This window comes from Xanthomonas sp. CFBP 8445, assembly GCF_025666235.1.
GTDB lineage: Bacteria > Pseudomonadota > Gammaproteobacteria > Xanthomonadales > Xanthomonadaceae > Xanthomonas_A > Xanthomonas_A indica.
Window position 1 is genome coordinate 2,515,282 of sequence record NZ_CP102594.1, and the last position, 23,122, is coordinate 2,538,403.

Sequence of the window (23,122 nt, forward strand, 5' to 3'; positions counted from 1 at the left end):
TATGAGCGCCGTACCCGACGACATCGCTGCCGACTTCATCATCGAGGCCCAGGAGATCCTGGACCGGCTCGGCGAGCAGTTGGTGTCGCTGGAGCAGGCGCCCGAGGATAGCGGCCAGCTCAACGCCGTGTTCCGCGGTTTCCACACGCTCAAGGGCGGCGCCGGCTTCCTGGCGATCAACGCCATGGTCGAGCTGTGCCACGCCGCGGAGGAAACCCTGGGCATGGCCCGTGCCGGCCAGGCCACCCTGCAGGCGCGGCACTTCGACGCCGCGCAGCAGTCGCTGGACTACCTGCAGTCGATGCTCGACGCCTTCGGCAGCGGCCAGGAGCCGCCGCGCGCGCCGGCGGAGCTGATCGCGCAGTTCGATGCGCATGGCGACGCCGCCCCGGCCGCAGCACCGGCCAAGAGCGCCGCGCCGGCGCCCGCGCCCCAGGCAGCCGCCGCCGGCGATGCGGACCTGATCAGCGACGACGAATTCGAGGCGCTGCTGGACCAGTTGCACGGCGATGCGCCACCGGCGGCCACGCCGCAGGCGCTGCAGCCGGCGCCGCGCGCGCCCAACCCCGCGCCCAAGGCCGCGGCCGCCCCGGCCAAGGCCGCCGAGCCCGAACATACCGTGCGCGTGGACACCAAGCGTCTGGACGCGATCGTCAACCTGATCGGCGAACTGGTGCTCTCGCGCAACCGGCTCAAGACCCTGCGCGTACGCCTGCGCGACGAGGAACTGGACCGCGCGGTCAGCAGCCTGGACATCGCCACCGCGCGCCTGCAGTCGGCGGTGATGCGCACGCGCATGCAGCCCGTCGGCAAGGTGTTCTCGCGCTTCCCCAAGGTGGCGCGCGACGTCGCCCGCTCCCTCAACAAGGAAGTGGAACTGGAACTGATCGGCGCCGACACCGAACTGGACCGCAACCTGGTCGAAGCGCTGGCCGATCCGCTGGTGCACCTGGTGCGCAATGCCATCGACCACGGCATCGAGGCGCCGGCGCTGCGCGAGGCCACCGGCAAGCCGCGCGGCGGCCACGTGCGCCTGTCGGCGCAGCAGGAAGGCGACTACGTCAGCATCGAGGTGCAGGACGACGGCGCCGGCATCGACCCGGAACGGCTGCGCGCCAAGGCACGCGAGAAGGGCCTGATCGACCCCGAGGCCGCCGCCCGCCTGAGTACCGAGGAATGCCTGCATCTGGTGTTCCTGCCCGGCTTCTCGACCAAGTCCGAAGTCACCGACATCTCCGGCCGCGGCGTCGGCATGGACGTGGTGCAGTCGCGTATCCGCGAACTCAGCGGGCAGATCCAGATCCAGTCGGAACTGGGCCGCGGCAGCCGCTTCCTGATCCGCGTGCCGCTTACCCTGGCGATCCTGCCGACCCTGCTGGTGCAGGCCGGCGATACCGTCTACGCGCTGCCGCTGGCGCGCGTGGTCGAAGTGCTGCACGCGCCGCGCCGCTCGCTGGGCTGGTTCGACGGCCGCGCCGTGCTCGACCGGCAGTCGCACACCCTGCCGCTGGTGGACCTGCGCCAGTGGCTCAACATCGACGCCCCGCAACTGCCGCTGCTCACCGTGGTGGTGCTGCAGGCCGGCGAATCGCGCATGGGCCTGGTGGTGGACCAGGTCCGCGGCCGCGAAGAGGTGGTGATCAAGCCGCTGCCGCGCTCCCTGCGCGGCCTGCCCGGCTACGCCGGCGCCACCTTGATCGGCGACGGCCGCCTGGCGTTGATCCTGGATGTCGATGGCCTGAAGGCCTGAGGGGCCGGGATTGGGGATTCGGGAGTGGGGATTCGCAACAGCGACTTCCCTGGCGCCTCGTTTTCCCTGATTCCGCCGTAGGAGCGGCTTCAGCCGCGACGCGGTGAGGCTGGGATTGGCGATAGCACGCGCAGCGCAGTGCCAATTGCCGAGACGATCCGAACGATTGTGTTTAGGCAACGCGCCAAGGTCCGCGCGTCGCGGCTGAAGCCGCTCCTACGGCACACCGACCAACCCTCCGCCCTCGCGCTCTTGCCAATCCCAAATCCCGATTCCCGAATCCCGAATCCCGCCCCCATCAAGTCCCCTGGCCCCTGGCCGATACCCCCTGCATGGACAAGCTCAGTCTCATCGGCCTGCTGTTGGCGATTCTGTCGCTCATCGGCGGCAGCATCCTCAAGGGCGCCGGCATTTCGGCGCTGTGGTCGCCGGCTGCGTTCGTGATCGTGATCGTCGGCACCGTCGCCGCGATCCTGGTGCACACCCCGCCCTCCGTGTTCCGCCGTGCGTTCCAGATCGCCAAGTGGATCCTGTGGCCGCCGCCGAGCGATCGCCAGGCGCTGCTCAAGCAGATCGTGGAATGGAGCAACATCGCGCGTCGCCAGGGCCTGCTCGGCCTGGAGAACCAGGTGCCGCAGCAGCAGGATCCGTTCGTGCGCAAGGGCCTGCAGATGCTGGTGGACGGCGTGGAGCCGGAAGCCATCCGGCACATGCTGGAGATCGACCTGGAAGGCCAGGAACATTGCGACCTGGCCGCGGCCAAGGTGTTCGAGGGCATGGGCATCTATGCGCCGACCCTGGGCATCATCGGCGCGGTGCTGGGCCTGATCGCGGTGATGAAGAACCTGGCCGACCCGAGCAAGCTCGGCCACGGCATCGCCGCCGCCTTCACCGCCACCATCTACGGCATCGCCTCGGCCAACCTGCTGTTCCTGCCGATGGCCGCCAAGCTCAAGAGCGTGATCAAGCACAGCTGCGGCGAGCGCGAAATGATCATCGAAGGGTTGATCGCCATCGCCCAGGGCGAGAACCCGCGCAACATCGAATCGAAACTGGCCGGATTCTTGCATTGAGTTCCGAATGGCCCGCAAGCATTCCCACGACGAGCACGCCAACCACGAGGCATGGGCCATCCCCTATGCCGACCTGATGACGTTGCTGCTCGCCTTCTTCGTGGTGATGTACGCGCTGTCCACGATCAACGAAGCCAAGTACCGGGTGATGGCCGACGCGATGAGCGCGGCGTTCGGCGGCACCCCGAAGACGTTGCGCCCGGTGCAGGTCGGCGACCAGGCGCTGCAGGGCCAGGGCGGCGAACGGCCGACCCCGATCAAGTCCAGCCCGGCGCTGACCCTGCCCGATCCCAACCGCCTGCCCTCCGGCAACGCGCAGCGCGGCGACGACCTGCGCGACGCGCAACAGCTGCGCCGCGCGCAGCGCCAGCTCGACAGCATCGCCGACCGCCTCGGCGCCGCGCTGGCACCGCTGATCCAGAAGAAGCTGATCACCGTGCGCCGCGCCGGGCTGTGGATCGAAGTGGAGATCAACAGCGACATCCTGTTCGGCTCCGGCTCGGCCGCGCTCGACCAGAGCGCACGCGCCACCCTGTCGGAACTGGCGCAGGTGCTGGCCGGCGTGCCCAACGGCGTGCGCGTGGAGGGCTACACCGACAACACCCCGATCGCCACCGCGCAGTTCCCGTCCAACTGGGAACTGTCGGCGGCACGCGCGGCCAGCGTGGTCCACCTGTTCGCCGACCAGGGCCTGCAGCCCTCGCGGCTGTCGATGATCGGCTACGGCCAGTTCCGCCCGCGTGCCAGCAACGACACGCCGGCTGGCCGCAACGCCAACCGCCGCGTGGTGCTGGTGATCCTGGCCGATTCCGGCGACAGCACCGATGCGACGCCGTCGGCCTCGGACCGCTTGAGCGCCGGCGCCGCGCCGGCCACCCCGACACCCCCCGCCGCGGCGGCCGCCGGCAGCGCCGGCGGTCCCCGCGCTGTACCTGCCATTGAAGGAGTCAACTGATGCGCATCTGGGCGATCGCCAACCAGAAAGGTGGCGTGGGCAAGACCACCACCACGCTGGCCATGGGCCGTGGGCTGGCCATGCTCGGGCACCGCGTGCTGATGCTCGATCTCGATCCGCACGCCTCGCTGACCCGGGCCTTCGACGTGCCGCAGGAACCGCAGCCGCCGGGCGTGCTCGACCTGTTCGCGTCCCCGCCGGGCGAGCTCGCCGCACTGGCCCGCGACACCGCGGTCGAGCGCCTGAGCTTCGTCTGCGGGCAGACCGCGCTGGCCACGCTGGAACGGCGCAGCGCCAACCAGCCAGGCCTGGGCCTGGCCCTGCAGCAGGCCATGGCCCGCCACGCCGGCCAGCACGACTACATCCTGCTCGACTGCCCGCCGACCCTGGGCCTGCTGATGATCAACGCGCTGGCCGCGGCCGACCGCGTGATCATCCCGACCCAGGCCGAACCGCTGGCCCTGCACGGTCTGGCCAGCATGGTCCGCACCGTGGACATGGTCGAGCGCTCGCGCCGCCGGCCCCTGCCCGCCTCGATCCTGCCGACCCTGTTCGACAAGCGCACCCGTGCCGGCAACGAGACCCTGCGGCAGATGCAGGACAGCTACGGCGAGCGGGTGTGGGAAGACGCCATCCCGGTCGACACCAAGATCTGCAACGTCAAGGCGCTGACCGTGGCCGGCGTGCCCGGCGACTACCCCGGCCGCGGCCTGGCCGCCTACCGCCGCGCGCTGGAATGGCTGCTGGCCAGCGATGCGACACCGATGGAGCAAGCCGCATGAGCACCCCCGGCATCATCGACGATTATCTGGAAGGCCTGCTCCACGACGTGATCGCCGAAGAGCAGAAGACGCCGCCGAGCCCCGCGCCGGTCGCGGTCGCCGACGTGGAAGCGGAAGCCGAGGAGACGGTGCCGGCTCCGGCTGCTGCAGCCGCGGCCGGTCCCACGCCCGAGCAGATCGCTGCCGCGGTCCTGGCCGAGGCCGACTCCGATCCGGCCCTGGCCGGCATCATGTCGCAAGAGGCACTCGCCCCCGCTCCGGCAGGCCCGACACCCGAACAGATCGCCGCCGCGGTCCTGGCCGAAGCCGACTCCGATCCGGCCCTGGCCGGCATCATGTCGCAGCAGGCGCTGGCGCCTGCCCCGGCCGGCCCGACGCCCGAACAGATCGCTGCCGCGGTCCTGGCCGAAGCCGACTCCGATCCGGCCCTGGCCGGCATCATGTCGCAGCAAGCGCTGGCGCCTGCCCCGGCCGGCCCGACGCCCGAACAGATCGCTGCCGCGGTCCTGGCCGAAGCCGATGCCGATCCGGCCCTGGCCGGCATCATGTCGCAGCAGGCGTTGGCGCCTGCTCCGACTGGTCCGACGCCCGAAGAGATCGCCGCCGCGGTCCTGGCCGAAGCCGACTCGGATCCGGCCCTGGCCGGCATCATGTCGCAGGACGCGCCCGCGCCTGCCGCGCTGACCCCGGCCCAGCAGGCCGAGCGCCAGGCCGACCTGGATGCGGTCGCCGCGATGGAACGGCAGCGCGCCACCGTGCCGCGCGACCTGGCCGCCGAAGACGATGCCGCCGCCGCGCGCGCGGTCAAGCGCCCGCCGATGGCGGTGCCGCCGGAGCGCCGCGCCGAAGCCAGCCGCGCACAGGCGGCCGGCGCCAAGCTGCCGCCGAACCTGCAGGCGTTCATGGCCCCGAGCGTGCCACATGGCTCGGCCATCGCTCCCGAACGCCTGGCCGAGCGCCGCACCCGCTGGCTGCGCCTGCGCTGCGGCGAGCAGGCCTACGCGCTGGAACTGCTGAAGGTGCAGGAAGTGGTGCTGCCGGTGCCGCTGCTGGCGCTGCGCGGCACGCCGCCGGCCATGCTCGGCATCATGAACCTGCGCGGACAGGTGGTGCCGGTGCTCGATCTGGGCGTGCACCTGGGCGCCGCGCCGATCGAGATGGACATGCAGACCCGGGTGGTGGTGCTGGAAGAGAACGGCGAGACCCTGGGCCTGCGCGTGTCCGCCGTGGAAGACGTGGCCAGCCTCAGCGACCAGCAGATCGAGCCGCCGGACAACGCCCGCATCTGCCGCATTTCCAACCATCTGTTCCGCGGCGTGGCGCGGCTGGCGCAGCAGCCGATGATCCTGCTCGACGCCGAGCAACTGCTGCATTGACCCGCGCGGCGGGCCGCAACTGGGAACGGTGCCGCACTTTCCAACCCCCACTAAAGCTTTTCAGGCCACGGCCGTTATCTGCCATAGAACCATTTGGTGCGGAGCAATGATGAGCACAGTCCCCCTTGGCGAGGATCTCGGCATCGAGACCAGCGCCGACCTGAAACAACGCCTGACCGCGTTCCTTGCGTCGGACGACGTGCTGCGGCTGGACGCCGGCGAAGTGCGCCGCATCCATACCGCATCCGTACAGGTGCTGTGCGCATTCGTCGACGCCCGTCGCAAGGACGGCAAGCGCACCGAATTCGAGGCCTGCAACGCGACCTTTCGCGATGCGGCCCGCCTGCTAGGGGTCAGCGAATCGCTGGGCCTTCCTGCAACCCCTGACAATCTGAAATCTGTGGAGAACGCGGCATGAGCGCACGTATCTTGGTAGTGGACGATTCGGCGTCGATGCGCCAGATGGTCTCCTTCGCCCTCACCTCGGCCGGCTTTGCCGTCGAAGAAGCAGAAGACGGCGCGGTCGCGCTGGGCCGCGCCAAGGGCCAGCGCTTCAACGCGGTGGTCACCGACGTCAACATGCCGAACATGGACGGCATCACCCTGATCCGCGAGCTGCGGCAGCTGCCGGACTACAAGTTCACCCCGATGCTGATGCTGACCACCGAGTCGGCGGCGGAGAAGAAGTCCGAGGGCAAGGCGGCCGGTGCCACCGGCTGGCTGGTCAAGCCGTTCAATCCCGAACAGCTGATCGCCACCGTCCAGAAAGTCCTGGGCTGATCCCTCCCCTCCTTTTCCGGACTCCCGCCCCATGAGCATGGACCTGCAGCGTTTCCACGCCACCTTCTTCGAGGAAAGCCGCGAAGGACTGGATGCGATGGAAGCCGGATTGCTGTCGCTGGAAGAAGGCAATCGCGATCCCGAGACCATCAACTCGGTGTTCCGCGCCGCGCACTCGATCAAGGGCGGCGCCGCCACCTTCGGCTTCGAAGCGATGGCCGGCCTCACCCACGTGCTGGAGACGCTGCTCGACGAGCTGCGCGCCGGCAAGCGCGAAGTCGAAGCACACGCCATCGACGCCATCCTCGGCTCGGTGGACGTGCTGCGTGCCCTGCTGCGCGAAGCCGAACACGGCGTCCCGGCCGATCCGGCCGCGGTCAAGGCCGTGCACGAACGCCTGCAGCACGCGTTGAACGGCGGCCCCGCCGCGCCGGCCGCCGCCACCCCGGCGGCGAACCAGCCGGCCGAGCCGGAAGCCTGGCAGATCGGCTTCACCCCGGCGCCGTCGCTGTTCATGAGCGGCAACGACCCGCTGCGCATCATCCGCGAACTCGAACATCTCGGCCCGCTGCAGGTCGCCTGCCGCAGCACGCGCCTGCCCGGCTTCGCCGAACTCGACCCGCTCGAGGCCTACCTGGCCTGGGACCTGGGCCTGGTCGGCAAGATCCCGCGCAGCGCGATCGAAGATACCTTTGCCTGGGTCATCGACGACTGCGAACTGGACATCCGCCCGGTGCCGCCGCCGAGCCTGGCTACCGCGCCGGCCCCGGTGCTGACCGCGCCGCCGACCGCCGCCACCGCCGCGCCGGCCGCTGCCGTGGCCGCCAACGCCCCGGCCGGCAATGCCGCCGCCGCGCACGAAGCGGAAAGCTCGATCCGCGTCAGCGTCGACAAGGTCGACGCGCTGATCAATCTGGTCGGCGAACTGGTCATCACCCAGGCCATGCTCAAGCAGGTCTCCACCGGCCTGGACCAGGCCGTGGCCGAGCGCCTGTTCGCCGGTCTGGACCTGCTGGAACGCAACACCCGCGACCTGCAGGAAGCGGTGATCGGCGTGCGCATGCTGCCGGTGGACGCGGTGTTCCGCCGCTTCCCGCGCCTGGTCCGCGACCTGTCCACCCGCCTCGGCAAGCAGGTGCGCCTGCGCACGATTGGTGAGGGCACCGAGCTGGACAAGGGCCTGATCGAAAAGATCGCCGATCCGCTGGTGCACCTGGTGCGCAACTCGATCGACCACGGCTTGGAACTGCCGGAGGCGCGCCGCGCCGCCGGCAAGGACGAGACCGGTACCATCACCCTGGCCGCGTCGCACCAGGGCGGCCACATCGTCATCGAAGTCAGCGACGACGGCGCCGGCCTCAACCGCAACCGCATCCTGTCCAAGGCCGCCGAACGCGGCATCGCGGTGCCGGACAACCCGAGCGATGCGCAGGTCTGGGACCTGATCTTCGCCCCGGGCTTCTCCACCGCCGATGCGGTGACCGACCTGTCCGGCCGTGGCGTCGGCATGGACGTGGTCCGCCGCAACATCCAGGGCCTGGGCGGCGAAGTGCAGCTGGAAAGCGAATCCGGCCGCGGCACCCGCGTGCTGATCCGCCTGCCGCTGACCCTGGCGATCCTCGACGGCATGACCGTGGCGGTGGCCGGCGAGACCCTGATCCTGCCGCTGGCCTACGTCATCGAAGCACTGCAGCCCAAGGCCGACGACATCCGCACCATGGCCGGCGAAGGCCGCGTGCTGCGCGTCCGCGGCGAGTACCTGCCGATCCTCTCGCTCAGCGACTCCTACGGCTTCGGCCGCATCGAGCAGAGCGAGGAACCGCTGGTGGTGGTGGTCGAGGCCGACGGGCAGAAGCTGGCGCTGGAAGTGGACGAATTGATCGGTCAGCAGCAGGTGGTGGTCAAGAACATCGAGAACAACTACCGGCGCATCAGCGGCATCTCCGGTGCCACCATCCTCGGCGACGGCCGCGTCGCCCTGATCGTGGACATCGGCGGCCTGGTCCGCTCGCTGCGGGTGCAGCAGGCGGCCTGACCGCAGGATCTTCCCGCGTCACGTCCCACACGAGCCCCGGCAGCGATGCCGGGGCTTTTGCGTTGTGCGCCATGCGATGCCATGGCCGCAACGCGTGTCCTGCCGGTATCGCTGCGGCTGCCGCCACCGTCATAAGCGCGCCATTGCCGGACAGGCAACGGCCACGCAAGGACAGCACAGGACCCTAAAGAATCCGCCGGTACTGTCGATAGCAATAGAGCGCACAGTTTTTGTCTACGTGCGCGAACCGGCCGCCTGGGGAGGCGTGCCGGCGCTTCAGGGGGAACGCACGGCCGTCACACGCCGGGCGCTGAAGCGAATGTTGCAGGGGAAAGGGAAACACCGTTCGATGTCGGCGCTCTCGCGGCGCGCGCGTTCGTGTGCTCACGGATTTCCGTTGCGCATTTCGCCACATCGATCCGCCAGGCGCCACGGCGGGGTCTCCCTTTCGCGTTGGAGCGCGCAACCGCTCCTCACTCGATAAAAGGGGTTCCACACATGACTTCGTTCTTGCAACGCTACAACGTCGGCCGCCGTCTCGGCGGCGCATTCGGCCTGTTGATCGTGCTGTCCTGCCTGCTGATCGCCGCTGGACTGCTGTCCATGTCGCAGGCGCGCAGCGAGCTAGACCGCATCGTCAAGGTCAACGTCGAGAAGGTCCGCATCAGCAACGGCATGCTCGACGACAACGCCAACATCCTGATCGCGCTCGGCACCTTGACGATGGTCTCCAACAGCGAGCTCAACCAGCAGGCGCTGGCGGACATCCAGGAGCATCGCCGGCACTATGCGGAAATGCGCAGGCAACTCGAGGCGTTTCCGGCCACCGAAGAGAAGATCAGGAAGCTGCGCGCGGAGATCGACGCCGATCGCGTCGTCGCCGGCAAGCTCAACGATCAGGTCATCGCACTGGGCGCCGCAAATCGCAATGCCGAGGCGCAGGCGGTGCTGAGCGAGCAGGCACGGCCGGCCACTGCCGCCTGGCAGGCCAAGATCCGTGAGAACGCCGATATCCAGGATGTGCAGATGAAGCACGCCTATGCCAAGGCGACCCAGGCGATGGCAGCTGGCCGCAACATGCTGATCGCCGGCGGCCTGGCGGTGCTGCTCGTCAGTGGCCTGCTGGCCTGGACGATCACCCGCAGCCTGACCGGGCCGCTGTCGCGCGCCACCCGCGCCGCCGAGGCCATCGCCGCCGGGCGTCTTGACAACGACGTCGCCACCGACGCCCGCGACGAGCCTGGCCGCCTGCTGCTGGCGATGGACGCGATGCAGCAACAGTTGCAGCGCTTCTCCAGCGAAACCGCGTTGATGATCGAGCTGCATGCCGACAAGGACATGAGCCACCGCATGCCGCAGGACTTCCCGGGCATATACGGCGAGCTCAGCAAGGGCATCAACACGATGATGTTCGAGCACCTGGACGCCATCGTCGACGCCATCGGCGTGCTCAACGAATACGCCAACGGCGACCTGCGCCGCGACGCGCGCCGCCTGCCCGGCAGCCGTGCGGTGCTGCATGAATCGATGGATGCGGCCAAGGCCAGCCTGTTGGCGATCAACACCGAGATCAAGCGCCTGGCCGCGGCCGCAGCCGCCGGCGACTTCAGTGCCCGCGGCGATGCGGCGCACTTCCAGCATGACTTCCGGCTGATGGTGCAGGACCTCAATGCGATGATGGAGGTCAGCGACCGCAACCTGGGCAAGCTCTCGGCCCTGCTGCAGTCCATCGCCATCGGCGACCTCACCGCGCGCATGCATGGCGACTTCCAGGGCGTGTTCGCGACCATGCGCGACGACGCCAATGCCACCGCCGATCAGTTGACCGGCATCGTCGGCCGCATCCAGACCGCGGCGGTCAGCATCAATGCCGCGGCCAGCGAGATCGCCACCGGCAACGACGACCTGTCGCGGCGCACCGAGCAGCAGGCCGCCAGCCTGGAGGAAACCGCCGCCTCGATGGAGGAACTGACCTCCACGGTCAAGCAGAACGCCGAGCACGCGCGTCAGGCCAACCAGCTCGCCAGCGGCGCAGCAGCGGTCGCCTCGCAGGGCGGCGACGTGGTCGGCCAGGTGGTGCAGACCATGAGCGGCATCGAGGCCTCCTCGAAGAAGATCGCCGACATCATCTCGGTGATCGACGGCATCGCCTTCCAGACCAACATCCTGGCGCTCAACGCCGCGGTGGAAGCGGCGCGCGCCGGCGAACAGGGCCGCGGTTTCGCCGTGGTGGCCAGCGAAGTGCGCACCCTCGCCCAGCGTTCGTCGCATGCGGCCAAGGAGATCAAGGACCTGATCGACGATTCGGTCGGCCGCGTTGCCGAAGGTTCGGCCCTGGTCGATCAGGCCGGCAAGACCATGCAGGAGATCGTGACCTCGGTGCAACGCGTCACCGACATCATGGGCGAGATCGCCGCCGCCTCACAGGAGCAGTCCGCGGGCATCGAACAGGTCAACCAGACCGTGATGCAAATGGACGAGACCACCCAGCAGAACGCCGCGCTGGTGGAGGAAGCCACCGCGGCGGCCCGGTCGATGGAGGATCAGGCCGGCCAGCTGAGCCAGGCCGTGGCCCTGTTCAAGATCGACCCGCAGGCGCCGACGGCAGCCCACCGCCCGTCCGCTCCGGCATCGGCACCCGCTCCCGCCCCCGCCAGCGTACGGCGGCCGGTCAAGAGGCCGGTCCCACGCACGGCCGCGCACCGGCCGATGGCAACGGCAGTCGCCGCCGTTACAGCCGGCGCCACCGACTGGCAGGAGTTCTGATCGCGCCGACCGACCTGCAGACGACTGCATGACATCGAGCCCGGGAGCGTCAGCTCCCGGGCTTTTTTCGACCGGCCCAGGCAGGTCATTAGGGGATCGCGTGACCAACCGGGGCCTGCGGAGCGTGAAGCGCATCTAAGTTCGCGTGAAGCATGCGTGAAAGCCAGCTAAATGCACGCCTTGGACACGTAAAGAACGTCGGCACCGTGCCGATACGTGACTTGCGCACACAAATTGTCTACAAATTTGAACAAATTTTGACATCAACACGCTAAAGCAAGACACCCGCAATTGGAGAGCCCGTTTCAATCCTTAAAAGCTATTGATTTCAAAAAGCTATCGATTCGATGATTTTTATTCATAACAGAAACAGATAAGGCAGCGCCCGACGCCTCCGCGGACATCGACTCAGGCAAGGGGTACGCCATCCCCAATGCTTCACCCATCAGGACGACTACAACGATGACGCTCAAGAATCTCAGTCTTTCCGCCAGGCTCGCGCTCAGTTTTGCCGTCATCGTGTTGATCACGGTGATCATCGGCTCGATCAGCCTGAGCAGCCTGTTCTCGCTCAACAATGCCGCCGACATGAACGACCACACCTACAAGGTGCTGGCCACCGGCGACATGATGGAAATCGACGCCCTCAATGTGGAAACAGGCTCGCGCGGCTATCTGCTGGCGGGCGAGCAGCAGCATCTGCAGCCGTTCACCGCAGGCGTGGCCGCGTTCGACAAGAACTTCGCCGAAGCCAAGCGCCTGACCGCGGACAATCCGCGCCAGCAGGCACGCTTGGAGAAGGTGCATGCGGCGTTCGACGATCTGGTCGGCGTCGAGAAGCAGATCATCGCGCTGCGCACCCAGTCCAACGATCCGGCGCAGATCGCCGCCGAGTTCGGCCAGGCCCGCGACCGCAAGGCCATGCAAACGATCCGCAGCCTGCTCGGTGAGTTCACCGACGAGGAACGCGGCCTGCTGACCAAGCGCAGCGCGACCCTGGATACCGTGCGCGCGCAGAACAAGTGGGCCATCCTGCTGGGCAACCTGCTGGTGATCGTGGCCGCGATCGGCCTGGCGGTCCTGATCCGCCGGCAGTTGCTCAAGCGCCTCGGCACCGCGATCGGCGTGGCCGACGCCATCGCCCGCGGCAAGCTCGACAACGCGATCGACCTGCGCAGCAAGGACGAGGCCGGCGTACTGTTGCTGAGCATGGACAAGATGCAGAGCCAGCTGCAATCGGTGCTCGCCGCGCAGGCGGAGATGGCCAAGCGCCACGACGCCGGCCAGATCAGCTACCGCATGGACGAAACCGCGTTCCCGGGCGACTACGGCCGCATGGTCCACGACAGCAATGCCTTGTCCGCGTCGCACATCGCAGTGACCGAGCGCCTGGCGCAGATCATGGGCCGCTACGCCATCGGCGACCTGTCCGAGGACATGGATCGCCTGCCTGGCGAGAAGGCCGTGCTCACCGAGACCATGGACACGGTCAAGCGCAACCTCACTGCGATGAACAGTGAGATCAAGCACCTGGCCGGCGCCGCGGCCGCCGGCGACTTCAGCGTGCGCGGCGACACCGAGCGCTTCCAGCACGACTTCCGCTTGATGGTCGACAGCCTCAATCAGCTGATGGCCACTGCCGATGGCAACCTGCAGGCGCTGTCGTCCCTGCTGCAGTCGATCGCCGCCGGCGACCTGACCGCCCGCATGCATGGCCAGTTCCAGGGCGTGTTCGCCACCATGCGCGACGACGCCAACGCCACCGCCGAACAGCTGACCGCCATCGTGTCGCGCATCCAGACCGCCGCGGTCAGCATCAACGGCGCCGCCAGCGAGATCGCCGCCGGCAACGACGACCTGTCGCGCCGCACCGAGCAGCAGGCCGCCAGCCTGGAAGAGACCGCCGCCTCGATGGAGGAACTGACCTCCACCGTCAAGCAGAACGCCGAGCACGCCCGCCAGGCCAACCAGCTCGCCACCGGTGCGGCGGCGGTCGCCTCGCAGGGCGGCGCGGTGGTCGGCCAAGTGGTCGAGACCATGAGCGGCATCGAGGCCTCCTCGAAGAAGATCGCCGACATCATCAGCGTCATCGACGGCATCGCGTTCCAGACCAACATCCTGGCCTTGAACGCCGCGGTCGAAGCGGCGCGTGCCGGCGAACAGGGCCGCGGCTTCGCCGTGGTCGCCAGCGAAGTGCGCACCCTCGCCCAACGCTCGGCCAACGCCGCCAAGGAGATCAAGAGCCTGATCGACGACTCGGTCGGCCGTGTCGCGCAGGGCTCGGCCCTGGTCGACCAGGCCGGCAAGACCATGCACGAAATCGTGGCCTCTGTGCAGCGCGTCACCGACATCATGGGCGAGATCTCGGCCGCCTCGCAGGAGCAATCCGCCGGCATCGAGCAGGTCAACCAAACCGTCACCCAGATGGACGAGACCACCCAGCAGAACGCGGCGCTGGTGGAAGAAGCCACCGCGGCGGCGCGGTCGATGGAAGAACAGGCCGGCCAGCTGAGCCAGGCCGTGGCCGTGTTCAAGATCGAGGCGAACGGCGGCCACGCCGTCCAGCAGACCGTGGCCAGCACGCCGGTCCGCGCGGTCGCGCGGTCGGCGGCCAAGCCGGCGGCCAAGCCCGCCGCGCGTTCGGTACGGCCGGCGGCGCGGCCGGTCGCGGTCGCCTCTGGCGACGACAGCTGGCAGGAGTTCTGAGCGCGTCTCACAGCCACCCGTCTCGCACCAACGGCCCCGGGAGCGAACCGCTCCCGGGGCTTTTTTAATGCCGCCCTGCCTGCCCAGCCGCCGCGCCGCCGTGCAGTGCGCCGTTCCGGAGCCGCCTCGCCTCCGCCCGACATGCGCCGCAGCCGACCGCGCGCCTGGCCCCGGCCACGCGGTCCGCACCGGTGCGGCGCCCGGCGATAAACCACGACGGCCACTACATTTCTGGGATGCCATGCCGATAAGGGCACTATCGCGCATGCGCTCTGCCTGACGTGTCTCAAAGCAGACGCTTTGCGGGACCACGCCGCGCGACCGCTCCATTCCTCCCATCGAGACGACCGCGATGCCCACGACGTCCTCCACACGCCCAAGCAGTGTCGCCACCCGCCTGATGCTGGGCGTGGCCGCGATCGCCCTGCTGTGCTTCGGCATTACCGCCGCCATCATCTACGCCCGCAGCAGCTCCGCCCTGCTCGCCTCCGCCAAGGTCGGCATGACCGATACCGCGCGCCTGGAATCCGAGCGCATCGGCAACACCATCGGCGCATCCGCCGTCTCCAACCAGGCGCTGGCCAATGCCCTGCTCGCCCAGCGCGGCCAGGACAAGGCGCGCGACCTGTTCAGCGAGAGCCTGCGCCGCGAACTGCAGCAGCACCCCGACTGGACCGGCATCGGCACGCTGTGGGAACCGCAGGCGCTGGACGGCAAGGATGCGGAGTACGCCAACAGCGCAGGCCACGACGCCAGCGGCCGCTACATGGTGTACTGGTCCTGGCAGAACGGGAAACTCGTGCGCGATCCGCTGCACGACTACGAGGTGGCCGGCGCCGGCGACTGGTATCTGAATCCGCGCAAGCTGCTGCGGCCGACCGTCGCCGAACCCTACGATTACGAGATCGCCGGACAGAAGGTACTGATGACCACGGTCAGCACGCCGATCCTGGAAGACGGCAAGTTCCTGGGCGTGGTCACCACCGATTTCGGCCTGGCCGCACTGCAGCAGCGCGTCGCCAAGCTGCGTCCGCTCGGCGCCGGCCGCGTGCGCCTGCTCTCGCCCGGCGGCGCCATCGTCGCCGATCGCGATCCCGCGCTGGTCGGCAAGAAGCTGCAGGATCCGGGCACCCGTGCCTTGCTGGCCGACATCGCCCAGGGCAAGACCGTCGGCCGCGACACCATCGATCCGCAGACCGGCGCCACCGACGTGGAAGTGTATGTGCCGCTGCAGATCGGCCAGGCCCAGGAGCGCTTCGCGCTGGGCGTAGCGGTGCCGAAGGCGGTACTGATGGCACAGGCGCGCAACCTGCTGTGGACCATCGTGGCGGTCGGCCTGTGCGCCGCGCTGCTGCTCAGCGGCGGCCTCTACCTGCTGCTGCGGCGGCTGGTGGTCAAGCCCTTGGCCAGTGCGGTGGAGGTCTCCAGCGCGGTCGCCGCCGGACGCCTGGACAGCCGCATCCAGTATGCGCGCAACGATGAACTGGGCCAGTTGCTGGGATCGCTGCAGCGCATGCAGCAGCAGTTGCGCGCGGTACTCGACGCACAGAAGGAGATGGCCGAGCGCCACGACGCCGGCCAGATCAGCTACCGCATGGACGAGAGCGCCTTCCCCGGCGACTACGGGCGCATGGTCCGCGACAGCAATGCACTGGCCGCCTCGCATATCGCGGTCAAGCTGCGCCTGGCGCAGATCATGGGCCGCTACGCCATCGGCGACCTGTCCGAGGACATGGATCGCCTGCCCGGCGAAAAGGCGGTGCTGACCGAGACGATGGACACGGTCAAGCACAACCTGACCGCGATGAACAACGAGATCAAGCATCTTTCCGGCGCCGCCGCGGCCGGCGACTTCAGCGTGCGCGGCGATGCCGCGCGCTTCCAGTACGATTTCCGCTTGATGGTCGAGAGCCTCAACCAGTTAATGGCCACGGCCGACGGCAACCTGCAGGCGCTGTCCACGCTGTTGAAGGCCATCGCCGCCGGCGACCTGACCGCGCGCATGCACGGCGATTTCCAGGGCGTGTTCGCGACCATGCGCGACGACGCCAATGCCACCACCGAACAACTGGCGGCGATCGTCGCGCGCATCCAGACCGCTGCGGCCAGCATCAACGGCGCCGCGGCCGAGATCGCCGCCGGCAACGACGACCTGTCGCGTCGCACCGAGCAGCAGGCGGCGAGCCTGGAAGAAACCGCCGCGTCGATGGAAGAGCTGACCTCCACCGTCAAGCAGAACGCCGAGCACGCGCGCCAGGCCAACCAGTTGGCCGCCGGCGCGGCCTCGGTGGCCTCGCAGGGCGGCGTACTGGCCAGCCAGGTCACGGAAAAAATGAACGGCATCGAGGCCTCGTCCCGGAAGATCGCCGACATCATCTCGGTGATCGACGGCATCGCCTTCCAGACCAACATCCTGGCCTTGAATGCCGCGGTGGAAGCCGCGCGTGCCGGCGAACAGGGCCGCGGCTTCGCCGTGGTCGCCAGTGAAGTGCGCACCCTCGCCCAGCGTTCGTCGAATGCGGCCAAGGAGATCAAGACCTTGATCGACGATTCGGTCGAGCGCGTCGCCGAGGGCTCGACGCTGGTCGAGCAGGCCGGCACCACCATGCAGGAGATCGTCGCTTCGGTGCAGCGCGTCACCGACATCATGGGCGAGATCTCCGCCGCCTCGCAGGAGCAGTCGGCCGGCATCGAGCAGGTCAACCAGACCATCACTCAGATGGACGAGGCCACCCAGCAGAACGCGGCACTGGTCGAGGAAGCCACCGCCGCCGCGCGGTCGATGGAGGACCAGGCCGGCCAGCTCAACCAGGCGGTGGCGCTGTTCAAACTCGAGACCGCCGCCGCCGTGGCGATCGCCGCCCCGGCGCCGGCGCGCCGTCCCGTGCCGCCCGCTCCCGCGGCAAAGGCGACACCGCCTCGGCGACCGGCTGCGGCCCCGTTGAAGACGGCCCCGCGCGCGACCACGGCGTCGGACGACGGGCAGTGGCAGGAGTTCTGACCCGCGACTGATCCCCACCACCGCGAGCGCCCTGCGCGCTTTGCGGTCGGTTGCCTGGCGCCGTGGCGGACGCGGAGCGCCTAGCACGTCACGTTCGTAAAGAAAGTGCATTCAGGGTCGATATAGAAAGCGGAACTGCCATGCCAGGGGAGCCGCACTCCGCGCGCCCCGGCGCCGGCCGCACTGCGCCCGGCCCCCGGTTCCGACCGAACCGCCAACGGGAGCCGCCATGAAGCTACGCGTTATCACCAGTTGTCTGACCTTGTGCGGCTTCGCCGGTCTGGCGCACGCCGAGGTCGAACCGATCGCCACCGATCGCCCCGACTTCGTCGAATCCAGCCTCACCGTCGGCGACCGGCGCCTGCAGGTGGAAACCAGCGTGGCCTGGGAACGCGACGGCGACGTCGATGGCTACGCCACCCCGACCCTGTTCCGCTACGGCATCGGCCCGACCTGGGAACTGCGCGTGGAAACCGACGGCTGGCAGACGGTGGACGTCCCGGTCGGCGACGACGTCTCCGGCTTCTCCGATATTTCGCTGGGCCTCAAGCATCACCTGGCCAGCGAGCTCGGCGGCGCCTCGCTGGCCTGGCTGCTGCACGTGGACCTGCCCAGCGGCGCGCGCGATGTGCGCGGCAGCGGGGCACGCCCCTCGTTCCGCCTGGTGGCCGAATGGGAACTCAGCGACAGCGTCTCGCTGGGCATGATGCCCGGTGTGATCCGCGACGAAGGCGACGGCGGGCATCGCTACACCGCCGGCATCTTCGGCGTGGTGCTGGGCAAGGCCTGGAACGACCGCGCCCGCTCGTTCGTGGAACTGGCGCTGCCGCAGATCGCGCATGCCGACGACGGCGGCACCGTCGCTCTGCTCGACGTCGGTTCGGCCTGGCTGCTCAGCCAGGACGTGCAGCTGGACGTGGTGTACAGCCGCGGCCTCAACGACCGTTCGCCGGACCACGCGCTCGGCGCCGGCCTGTCCTTCCGTTTCTGATCGGGCCACACCGATGAAAATCATGCATATGCTCGGGATCCTGGTGCTGGTGGCCGTGCTTGCCCTGCTCGCGCTGGGCGGCGTCGGCTACAGCGCGCAACAAGGCCTGCTGCGCTCGGTCGCGGCACAGCTCACGTCCTCGGACGCGCTGCGCAACCACATGCAGGCCGACATGATGCACGACGCCCTGCGCGGCGACGTCACCGCTGCGCTGCTGGCGGCGGCGCGGCAGGATGCGGACGGGGTCAAGGCCGCGCGTGCCTCCCTGGGCGAACACGCCGGCGAATTTCGCAAGGCGCTGGACGACAACCACCATCTGCCGCTGGACAGCGCCTTGCGCGCGCAACTGGATGCCGCCGGGCCTGCGCTGCAGCGCTACATCGCCGCCGCCGACAAGGTGGTGACGCTGGCCGAGACCCAGGGCGACAGCAGCGCCGCCTATGCGGACTTCACCGCGCAGTTCGCTCGGCTGGAAACCGACATGGACACGATCAGCGACAGCATCCTGGCGCTGAACGAACAGAGCCGCAAGGCCGCCGAGCAGCAGAGCCGGCGCGCCATCTGGCAGCAGGCCGGCGCGGTGCTGCTCGCCGTACTGTGCTTGGGCGCTGCCGCGGCTTGGATCCTGCGCTCGGTCGCGCAGTTGCTCGGCGGCGAACCGCGGGTAGCGATGGACGCGGCCCAGCACATCGCCGAAGGCCGCCTGGACCAGCCCATCCCGGTCGCCGCCAGGCACGGGCGCAGCCTGATGGCAGCGCTGGCGCGGATGCAGCGCGAACTGCGCGAGCGCATCGAACGCGAGCGCAGCGTCGCCGCCGAGAACCTGCGCATCCGTACCGCCCTGGACAACGCCTCCACCGGCATGTACATCGCCGATCCTGACCTGACCATCATCTACGCCAACACGGCGCTGCAGACCTTGCTGCAGACCCATGCAGAGGATATCCGCGCCTGCGCGCCGGCATTCGACCGCACCGCACCGCTGCTGGGCCAGTCGGTGGCGCTGCTGGAGGTGGGCAATTCGCAGGACGCGGAGATCTATCAACGGCTGGACCGGCAGGGCGCGGCGCAGCGCGAGGTGCGCTATCGCGAGGTCTGCATCGCCCAGGAGATTTCCGCCATCCGCAACGCCGAGGGCGCGCACCTGGGCTTCGTCTGCGAATGGCGCGACCGCACCGCCGAGACGCGGGTGGAGGCGGAAGTGGCCTCAGTGGTGCGCAGCGCCGCCGCCGGCGACCTGTCGCAGCGCATCGACCGCACCGGCAAGCAGGGCTTCTTCCTGATGCTGGCGCAGCAACTCAACGGCCTGCTCGACGCCAACGCGATCAGCATCGCCGAAGTCTCGCGGCTGCTCAGCGCGCTGGCCGACGGCGACCTCGGTGCGCGCATGCACGGCGACTTCCACGGCATCTTCGCCACCATGCGCGACGACGCCAACGGCACCGCCGAGCGCCTGGCCGACATCGTCGGCCGCATCCAGCGCGCCGCCGGCGACATCCACAGCGCCGCCACCGAAATCGCCCAGGGCAACAGCGATCTGTCGCAACGCACCGAGCAGCAGGCCGCCAGCCTGGAAGAGACCGCCGCCTCGATGGAGGAGTTGACCGCCACGGTCAAGCAGAACGCCGAGCATGCGCGCCAGGCCAACCAGCTTGCCGCCGGCGCCGCCGCGGTCGCCTCGCAGGGCGGCGCCGTGGTCGGCCAGGTGGTCGACACCATGAGCGGCATCGAGACCGCATCGAAGAAGATCGCCGACATCATCAGCGTCATCGACGGCATCGCCTTCCAGACCAACATCCTGGCGCTCAACGCCGCGGTCGAAGCGGCGCGCGCCGGCGAACAGGGCCGAGGCTTCGCGGTGGTCGCCAGCGAGGTGCGCGTGCTGGCGCAACGCTCGGCCAACGCCGCCAAGGAGATCAAGGGCCTGATCGACGACTCGGTCGAGCGGGTCGCCACCGGCGCGGAGCTGGTGCAGCGTGCCGGCCAGACCATGCAGGAGATCGTCGCCTCGGTGGGCAGGGTCACCGACATCATGGGCGAGATTTCCGCGGCCTCGCAGGAGCAGTCCGCCGGCATCGAGCAGGTCAACCGCACCGTCACCCAGATGGACGAGAGCACCCAGCAGAACGCCGCGCTGGTCGAGGAAGCCACCGCCGCGGCACGGTCGATGGAGGACCAGGCCGCGCAGTTGAGCGATGCGGTGGCGGTGTTCCGGGTGGAACAGCAGGCCGTGCGCAGCGCCGCACCTGCACCCAGCGCCGTTGCCGCGACCGCGCCCAGCCATGCCCCCGCAACGACCGCCGCCGCGCACGCGCCGCAGGCCAATGCCCAGGCCATCGCCGACGCGATCGGCACGCAGTGGCAGCCGCTCACCGCGTAGGGAAATGAATTAGACAGCGTCGGGAATTGTCTTACGACCAACGACCCATCGAGTAATCCGCCGTCACGCCGATATCACATTCGAGCGACGGCGTTGCAGAGTGAAACAGCAAAGGCACTTGGTTTTTCTTGCTTCTTTTCTGACCGCCACGCCCCGCCGCTCCACGCGCACACGCGCTGCTGGAGTCCGTCTGGACGCAGTAGGCCCTGGATGCTCCAGGAACATCGTCAACGAAGAGGTCGACCAATGAACTCCTTCCTGCAACGCTACAACGTCGGCCGCCGTCTCGGCGGCGCCTTCGGCCTGCTGATCCTGCTGTCCTGCGCCCTGGTCACCATCGGCCTGCTGTCCATGGCACGCACGCGCACCGAGCTGGACAACATCGTCAAGGTGAATGTCGAAAAGAGCCGGATCAGCAACGGCATGCTCGACGCCAACTCCAGCATCCTGATCGCGCTCGGCACGCTGGCGATGGAGACGCGCGAAGAACTCAACGATCAGGCACTGGCGGAAATCAAGGCCAAGCGCCAGCGTTACACCGACCTGCGCAACGAGCTGGAGGCGTTCCCGCCCGCCAACGCCTATGCGGTGAAGCTGCGCGCCGACATCGATGCCGCCCGCACCGCCGCGCGCGCCATGAACGATGAAGTGATTGCGCTCGCCACCGCACACCGCAACGCCGAGGCGCAGACGGTTCTGAGCGAGCGCTCGCGCCCAGCCACACTGGCTTGGCAGGCCAAGATCCGCGAGAACGTGGACTTGCAGGAAGCGCAGATGAAGCTCGCCCACGTCAAGGCGACGCAAGCGATGGTTACCGGCCGTAACCTGCTGATCGCCGGTGGGGTGGCGGTCCTGCTGCTCAGCGCCCTGCTGTCGTGGACGATCACCCGCAGCCTGACCGGCCCGCTGGGCCGTGCCACCCGCGCCGCGGAGGCCATCGCCGGCGGGCGCCTGGACAACGACGTCGCCACCGACGCACACGACGAACCCGGCCGCCTGCTGCTGGCCATGGATGCCATGCAACGCCAGTTGCAGCGCTTCTCCGGCGAAACTGCGTTGATGATCGAACTGCATGCCGACAAGGACATCAGTCACCGCATGCCGCAGGATTTCCCGGGCGTGTACGGCGAGCTCAGCAAGGGCATCAACACCATGATGTTCGAGCACCTGGACGCCATCGTCGACGCCATCGGCGTCCTCAACGAATACGCCAACGGCGACCTGCGCCGCGACGCCCGCCGCCTGCCCGGCAGCCGTGCGGTGCTGCACGAATCGATGGACGCGGCCAAGGCCAGCCTGCTGGCGATCAACACCGAGATCAAGCGCCTGGCCGCGGCCGCCGCGGCCGGCGACTTCAGCGCCCGCGGCGATGCCGCGCACTTCCAGCACGACTTCCGCCTGATGGTGCAGGACCTCAACGCGATGATGGAAGTGAGCGACCACAACCTGGGCAAGCTGTCGGCGCTGTTGCAGTCGATCGCCGCCGGCGACCTGACCGCACGCATGGAAGGCGAGTTCCAAGGTGTGTTCGCCACCATGCGCGACGATGCCAACGCCACCGCCGATCAATTGACCGGCATCGTCGGTCGCATCCAGACCGCGGCGGTCAGCATCAGTGCCGCCGCCACCGAGATCGCCGCCGGCAACGACGACCTGTCGCGCCGCACCGAACAGCAGGCCGCGAGCCTGGAAGAGACCGCCGCATCGATGGAAGAACTGACCTCCACCGTCAAGCAGAACGCCGAGCACGCGCGCCAGGCCAACCAGTTGGCGGTGGGCGCGGCCTCGGTCGCCTCGCAAGGCGGCAGCGTGGTCGGCCAGGTCGTCGCGACCATGAGCGGCATCGAGGCGGCATCGAAGAAGATCGCCGACATCATCAGCGTCATCGATGGCATCGCCTTCCAGACCAACATCCTGGCCTTGAACGCCGCGGTGGAAGCGGCCCGCGCCGGCGACCAGGGCCGCGGCTTCGCCGTCGTCGCCAGCGAAGTGCGTACGCTGGCCCAGCGTTCGGCCAGTGCCGCCAAGGAGATCAAGGGCCTGATCGACGATTCGGTCACGCGCGTGGCCGAAGGCTCGGTCCTGGTCGACCAGGCCGGCCGCACCATGAGCGAGATCGTGGCTTCGGTACAGCGCGTCACCGACATCATGGGCGAGATCTCGGCCGCCTCGCAGGAACAGTCGGCCGGCATCGAGCAGGTCAACCAGACCGTGGTGCAGATGGACGAGACCACCCAGCAGAACGCGGCGCTGGTGGAAGAAGCCACCGCAGCGGCACGTTCGATGGAGGAGCAGGCCGGTCAGCTCACCAGCACGGTGGCCTTGTTCAAGATCGACAGCATCGGCGGCACAGCCGCTGGCGTACATCCAGCGCCGGTGCCGTCCGTTGCGGCCAGCGCGCCGCGGGTCGCCAAGGTGGCGGCGCGTCCACAGCGGCAGACCGTCAAGCGCGCCGTGGTTGCGGTCGGCGGCGACTGGCAGGAGTTCTGAGTCGCACGGTCGCCATGCCGCGGGCATGGCGACCGGA

At 68.8% G+C, this 23,122-nt stretch carries 14 protein-coding genes; all 14 read left to right on the forward strand.

Translation table 11 applies throughout. The features are described 5' to 3' along the window. Window position 1: 1 nt before the first annotated feature. The 14 genes from NUG21_RS10750 to NUG21_RS10815 all read left to right on the forward strand — a co-directional run bounded on the left by NUG21_RS10750 (window position 2) and on the right by NUG21_RS10815 (window position 23,085). Entirely contained in the window at window positions 2-1,750 is a 1,749-nt protein-coding gene (locus tag NUG21_RS10750) for a chemotaxis protein CheA (RefSeq protein ID WP_263390841.1), read from the forward strand. Between the two features lie 332 nt (window positions 1,751-2,082). Beyond that, a complete protein-coding gene (locus NUG21_RS10755) occupies window positions 2,083-2,823 on the forward strand; it encodes a flagellar motor protein (RefSeq protein WP_010341770.1) in 741 nt (246 codons plus the stop codon). 7 nt (window positions 2,824-2,830) lie between these two features. After that, window positions 2,831-3,778: a flagellar motor protein MotD gene (gene motD, locus NUG21_RS10760; RefSeq protein ID WP_160946685.1), complete on the forward strand. Its 948-nt coding sequence runs from the start codon at window positions 2,831-2,833 to the stop codon at window positions 3,776-3,778. Next, the gene (locus NUG21_RS10765; RefSeq protein ID WP_160946684.1) at window positions 3,778-4,560 is read left to right on the forward strand and encodes a ParA family protein; all 783 of its coding nucleotides are present in this window, start codon (window positions 3,778-3,780) and stop codon (window positions 4,558-4,560) included. Before motD ends, NUG21_RS10765 begins: the two co-directional genes overlap by 1 nt. Beyond that, complete coding sequence (locus NUG21_RS10770; RefSeq protein WP_263390842.1) at window positions 4,557-5,936, forward strand: chemotaxis protein CheW; 1,380 nt, start codon at window positions 4,557-4,559, stop codon at window positions 5,934-5,936. Before NUG21_RS10765 ends, NUG21_RS10770 begins: the two co-directional genes overlap by 4 nt. Before the next feature lie 109 nt (window positions 5,937-6,045). Then, window positions 6,046-6,354 carry an STAS domain-containing protein gene (locus tag NUG21_RS10775; RefSeq protein WP_010341777.1) on the forward strand — a complete coding sequence of 103 codons (309 nt, stop codon included), beginning with the start codon at window positions 6,046-6,048 and terminating at the stop codon, window positions 6,352-6,354. Then, window positions 6,351-6,716 (forward strand): response regulator, encoded by a 366-nt coding sequence (locus NUG21_RS10780; protein ID WP_010341778.1) that lies wholly within the window; start codon window positions 6,351-6,353, stop codon window positions 6,714-6,716. The genes NUG21_RS10775 and NUG21_RS10780 overlap by 4 nt, the downstream gene beginning before the upstream one ends. Window positions 6,717-6,747: 31 nt before the next feature. Continuing rightward, window positions 6,748-8,751 (forward strand): chemotaxis protein CheA, encoded by a 2,004-nt coding sequence (locus tag NUG21_RS10785; protein ID WP_263390843.1) that lies wholly within the window; start codon window positions 6,748-6,750, stop codon window positions 8,749-8,751. 498 nt (window positions 8,752-9,249) lie between these two features. Further along, the gene (locus tag NUG21_RS10790; RefSeq protein WP_263390844.1) at window positions 9,250-11,517 is read left to right on the forward strand and encodes a methyl-accepting chemotaxis protein; all 2,268 of its coding nucleotides are present in this window, start codon (window positions 9,250-9,252) and stop codon (window positions 11,515-11,517) included. A gap of 462 nt (window positions 11,518-11,979) precedes the next feature. Beyond that, a complete protein-coding gene (locus tag NUG21_RS10795) occupies window positions 11,980-14,223 on the forward strand; it encodes a methyl-accepting chemotaxis protein (RefSeq protein ID WP_263390845.1) in 2,244 nt (747 codons plus the stop codon). Between the two features lie 352 nt (window positions 14,224-14,575). Next, window positions 14,576-17,224, forward strand: a complete 2,649-nt coding sequence (locus tag NUG21_RS10800) for a methyl-accepting chemotaxis protein (RefSeq protein ID WP_263390846.1) — start codon at window positions 14,576-14,578, stop codon at window positions 17,222-17,224. A gap of 229 nt (window positions 17,225-17,453) precedes the next feature. After that, complete coding sequence (locus tag NUG21_RS10805) at window positions 17,454-18,215, forward strand: transporter (protein ID WP_263390847.1); 762 nt, start codon at window positions 17,454-17,456, stop codon at window positions 18,213-18,215. A gap of 13 nt (window positions 18,216-18,228) precedes the next feature. Next, window positions 18,229-20,595, forward strand: a complete 2,367-nt coding sequence (locus tag NUG21_RS10810) for a methyl-accepting chemotaxis protein (RefSeq protein WP_263390848.1) — start codon at window positions 18,229-18,231, stop codon at window positions 20,593-20,595. A 246-nt stretch (window positions 20,596-20,841) separates the two neighbouring features. Continuing rightward, window positions 20,842-23,085: a methyl-accepting chemotaxis protein gene (locus tag NUG21_RS10815; RefSeq protein ID WP_263393065.1), complete on the forward strand. Its 2,244-nt coding sequence runs from the start codon at window positions 20,842-20,844 to the stop codon at window positions 23,083-23,085. The last annotated feature ends 37 nt before the right edge of the window (window positions 23,086-23,122 follow it).